Source organism: Rhodoblastus sp. (assembly GCF_052145335.1).
Taxonomy (GTDB): domain Bacteria; phylum Pseudomonadota; class Alphaproteobacteria; order Rhizobiales; family Beijerinckiaceae; genus Rhodoblastus.
Genome location: NZ_JBKQOU010000169.1, coordinates 1 through 4,643 on the forward strand (window position 1 = coordinate 1; position 4,643 = coordinate 4,643).

Here is a 4,643-nt window from a genome sequence, read left to right on the forward strand (position 1 = left end):
CGCGCCTTCGAATGCGACGGGCTGACCGCCTATCGGCAATTGCCGATGGTGGTGGTGCTGCCCGAGACGACCGCGCAGGTTGTAGAAGTGCTGCGCTATTGCTCGGCGCATGATGTCAAGGTGGTGCCGCGCGGCGCCGGCACCTCGCTTTCGGGCGGCGCCTTGCCGCTCGAAGACGGCGTGCTGCTCGGCATGGGAAAGTTCAAGCGCATTCTCGACATCGACATCGCCAATCGCTGCGCCGTCGTTCAGCCAGGCGTGACCAATCTCGCCATCACCCACGCCGTGCAAAGCCACGGCCTTTATTATGCGCCCGATCCATCCAGCCAGATCGCCTGCACCATCGGCGGCAATGTCGCGGAGAATTCCGGCGGCGTGCATTGCCTGAAATACGGCCTCACCACCAACAACGTCATCGGCATCGAAATGGTGACCATCGAAGGGGAAGTGATCCGCCTCGGCGGCAAGCATTTCGACGCTCCCGGCTATGACCTGCTCGGCGTCGTGGTCGGCTCCGAAGGCATGCTCGGCGTGGTCACCGAAGTGACGGTGCGTATCCTGCCGACGCCGCCTGGCGCGCGCGCCCTGATGATCGGCTTCCCCAGCGTCGAAGGCGCCGGCGATTGCGTCGCCGCCATCATAGGCGATGGCGTCATACCCGGGGGTATGGAGATCATGGACAAGCTGGCGGTCGAGGCGGCCGAGGCTTTCGTCCACGCCGGCTATCCGCTCGACGCCGAGGCGCTGCTGATCGTCGAGCTCGACGGCTGCGAGGCCGAGGTCGATCATCTCATCGCCATTGTCGAAGCCATCGCCGCGAAACACGGTGCGACCACTTGCCGAGCCAGCCAGTCGGAACAGGAGCGGCTGCTGTTCTGGGCCGGGCGGAAAGCCGCCTTCCCGGCTGTGGGGCGCCTATCGCCGGATTATTATTGCATGGATGGCACGATCCCGCGCAAAAAAATTGGCGAAGTGCTGCTGGCTATGAAGCAGATGGAGGCGAAATACGGCTTGCGCGTCGCCAATGTGTTCCACGCCGGCGACGGCAACCTCCATCCCTTGATCCTCTATGACGCCAACCAGCCGGGCGAACTGGAGCGGGCGGAGGAGTTCGGCCACGACATCCTCCGGCTCTGCGTGGATGTCGGCGGCGTGCTGACCGGCGAACACGGGGTCGGCGTCGAAAAGCGCGACCTGATGAACACCATGTTCAACGAGAGCGACCTCAACCAGCAACAGCGGCTGAAATGCGCTTTCGACGAAAAGAGCCTGCTCAATCCGGGAAAAGTATTTCCCCAACTCTGTCGCTGCGCGGAACTCGGCCGCGTGCATGTCCATGCGGGGAAACTCCGCTTCCCCGACCTGCCGCGCTTCTGAGGGAGGCAATCGATGTCTGATTTCAAGCCTTCTGACGAGGCGCAGGCCGCGGAAATCGTCGCCTGGGCGGCGGCAGAGAATCAAACGCTCGAGATTTTCGCCGGCGGCAGCAAGCGCGCCCTCGGCCGCCCGCCGCGCGCCGATCATCGCTTCGACCTGTCGCTCTTCTGCGGAATCGTCGATTACGAACCGCCCGAGTTGATCCTCACCGCCCGCGCGGCCACGCCCTTGGCCGAGATCGAAGCGCAGCTGGAAGCGAAGAAGCAGATGCTGGCCTTCGAGCCTCCGGACTGGCGCGGCCTGCTCGGATGTGGCGGCGAACCCACTTTGGGCGGCGCCCTCGCCTGCAACCTCGCCGGACCGCGCCGGGTCCGCGCGGGGTCCGCGCGCGATTTCTTTCTGGGCTTTGCCGCAATCAACGGCTGGGGCGAGCCTTGGAAGGCCGGCGGCAAGGTGGTCAAGAACGTCACCGGCTACGACATGTGCAAGCTGCAGGCCGGCGCCTTCGGCTCCTTGTCGGCGCTGACCGAAGTGACGCTGAAAGTCATGCCGAAACCGGAGACCGCCTGCACCATCCTGCTTCATTCGCTGGCGGACGAAATCGCCATTCCCCAATTGTCGCGAGCCCTGAACACGCCTTTTGAAGTGTCGGCGGCGGCGCATCTGCCGGCCCAGGCGGCGCGGCGCTCGAAAGTCGCCGCGGTGGCTGACGGCCTGGGCGCAGTGACAGCGCTGCGGCTCGAAGGTCCGGCGCCCTCGGTCGCCTTCCGCGTCGAAGCGATCGAGCAGCTAGCGGGGCATGGGACGCGCCTCGACGCGGACGAGACTGCGCGGCTCTGGACCGAGATCGGGCAGGTCCGGCCCTTGCTGCGGCCCGGCTCCGGCTGCGTATGGCGGCTCTGCCCGGCGCCCAGCGCCGCGCCCGCCGTCGCCAGCGCCTTGCGGAGTCGCTTCGCTTCGGCGGAAGTTTTCTACGACTGGGGCGGCGGCCTGATCTGGCTGAGCCTCGACACTCAAGAGGCGGGATCGGACGGTGGCGCGGCCAAAGTGCGGGCGGCGATGGCGCAGGCCGGGGGGCATTCGACCCTCGTCGTCGCGCCCGACGCCCTGCGCGAAGCCGTTCCGGTCTTCGAACCGCTTGCGCCCGCTATCGCGGCTCTAAGCCAGCGGGTAAAGAACAGTTTCGACCCGCGCGGCGTGTTCAATCCCGGCCGCATGCAGGAGGGTCGGTAGACATCATGCAGACGAATTTCACGCTGGCCCAACTGGCGGAGCCGGGGATCGCGGAATCCGAGAAAATCCTGCGCGCCTGCGTGCATTGCGGTTTCTGCACGGCGACCTGCCCGACTTACGTGCTGCTTGGCGACGAACTCGACAGCCCCCGGGGACGAATCTATCTCATCAAGGACATGCTGGAAAACGATCGCCCGGCGAGCGAGGAAGTCGTCAAGCACATCGACCGCTGCCTGTCCTGCCTGTCCTGCATGACGACCTGCCCTTCGGGCGTCCATTACATGCATCTCGTCGATCATGCGCGACATCATATCGAGAAGACCTATCGCCGGCCTTGGCTCGACCGCCTGTTCCGGCGGGCGCTGGGCTTCGTCCTGCCGCGTCCGCAATGGTTCAGGGCGGCGCTGCAGGCGTCCCGTCTGGCAAGACCTTTCGCCCGTTGGGCGCCAGTCCCGCTGCGCGCGATCCTGGGCTTGGCGCCGCCGCATGTTCCCGCCCCCTCGCCGGTCGACCGGCCGCAGGTTTTCCTGACCCGGACGCGCCGCCGTCGCGTGGCTTTGCTGAGCGGCTGCGCCCAGCAGGTGCTGGCGCCGCAGATTAACGAGGCCACGATCCGGCTGCTGACAAGGCACGGCTGCGAAGTCGTGGTGGCCAGGGGCGCCGGCTGCTGCGGCGCCTTGACCCATCATCTCGGCCAGGACGGCAACGGATTCGCCCGCGCCAATATTCTCGCCTGGAGCCAGGAAATTGCCGAAGGAGGACTGGACGCGATCATTATCAACGCCTCGGGCTGCGGAACGACGGTCAAGGATTACGGCTTCATGTTCCGCGAAGACGCCGAACTCGCCGGGCCTGCCGCCAAGGTCTCGGCGTTGGCGCGCGACATCACCGAATGGATGGGAGAGATCGGCCTGCAGCCGCCGCTCAGCCCGACCGGCCGGCGGGTCGCCTATCACAGCGCCTGTGCGCTGCAGCACGGACAGCAGGTTCGCGACGAGCCGAAGCTTTTGCTGAAGGAGGCCGGCTTTATCGTGCTCGACCCGCCTGAAGGGCACCTCTGTTGCGGCTCGGCCGGCACGTACAACCTCTTGCAGCCGGAAATCGCCACGCGCTTGCGCGAACGAAAAGTAGCCAATATCGAGAGCGTCGCGCCCGACGCGATTGCCGCCGGCAATATCGGCTGCATCGCCCAGATCGCCGCCGGAACTTCGCTGCCCGTCGTGCATACCGTCGAATTGCTCGACTGGGCGACCGGGGGCCCGAGGCCGCGCGCGCTGCCGGCGTGAATTCCAATAAAAAACGCCGCCGGATGCGCTCCGGCGGCCTTCTTGTTTTGCGTGACTTAACGCCTGCGTCCGCCGCCGCCATGGAAGCCGCGTGCGCCGCCGCCGCGATAGCCGCCACCGCGATAGGCGCCGCCACGGACTGCACCGCCACGATAGGCGCCGCCGCGAACGACCGCTCCGCCACGATAGCCGCCACGATAGCCTACAGCGCCGCGGCGATAGACGCCGCCGCGATAAACCGCCGCGCCGCCGCGATAGCCGCCGCGCCAGTTGTTCCAGCCGTAGCCGCCGCCCCAGCCGTAGCCGGTGCGGAAGGCAAAGCCGCAACGATACCAGCCGGGACCGCGCCAGCCGTTGCCGTACCAGCAATAGGGCGCGCCGCCATAGACATATTGCGCTTGTTCGATGGCCGAGAGATCGAGGGCGACGCGGCCGACGCTGGCGACGCCGCTGACGACCGAGGCGTCGGCCGTACTCACCATCGGCAGGCCGAGGCAAAACGCCAGGGCAAGCAGACGGACCAGATTACGAATCATGGCTGAATTCCTTTCCTGCCGGAGCGCGAACGAACTGGCGCCCGGCATGAATCGCGAACGCCGAGATCAAAGCCCGACGGGGCGAAGTTGATCCTCATCAGGCGGCGCCGTCAAGGCGAACGAATTTAGTTTTCTTTTACGTGGTTTCCGGCGGCAGGCTGAACAAGCGTCGCCGCTGGTCATAGGCGAAGATTTCGGCGAAACGTCCCCA

At 66.2% G+C, this 4,643-nt stretch carries 4 protein-coding genes; 3 read left to right on the top strand and 1 reads right to left on the bottom strand.

Going from position 1 to position 4,643, the window contains the following annotated elements:
• The 3 genes from ACLP2E_RS11170 to glcF all read left to right on the top strand — a co-directional run.
• Nucleotides 1-1,377: FAD-linked oxidase C-terminal domain-containing protein (locus tag ACLP2E_RS11170; protein WP_442465968.1), on the top strand; the 1,377-nt coding region annotated here is incomplete at its 5' end.
• Between the two features lie 12 nt (nucleotides 1,378-1,389).
• Nucleotides 1,390-2,610: a glycolate oxidase subunit GlcE gene (glcE, locus tag ACLP2E_RS11175; protein WP_442465969.1), complete on the top strand. Its 1,221-nt coding sequence runs from the start codon at nucleotides 1,390-1,392 to the stop codon at nucleotides 2,608-2,610.
• 5 nt (nucleotides 2,611-2,615) lie between these two features.
• Nucleotides 2,616-3,896: a glycolate oxidase subunit GlcF gene (gene glcF, locus ACLP2E_RS11180; RefSeq protein WP_442465970.1), complete on the top strand. Its 1,281-nt coding sequence runs from the start codon at nucleotides 2,616-2,618 to the stop codon at nucleotides 3,894-3,896.
• 56 nt (nucleotides 3,897-3,952) lie between these two features.
• On the opposite strand, the gene ACLP2E_RS11185 is transcribed toward glcF, so the two are convergent.
• Nucleotides 3,953-4,432, bottom strand: coding sequence for a hypothetical protein (locus ACLP2E_RS11185; protein ID WP_442464496.1), 480 nt, complete (start codon nucleotides 4,430-4,432; stop codon nucleotides 3,953-3,955).
• Between the last annotated feature and the right edge of the window lie 211 nt (nucleotides 4,433-4,643).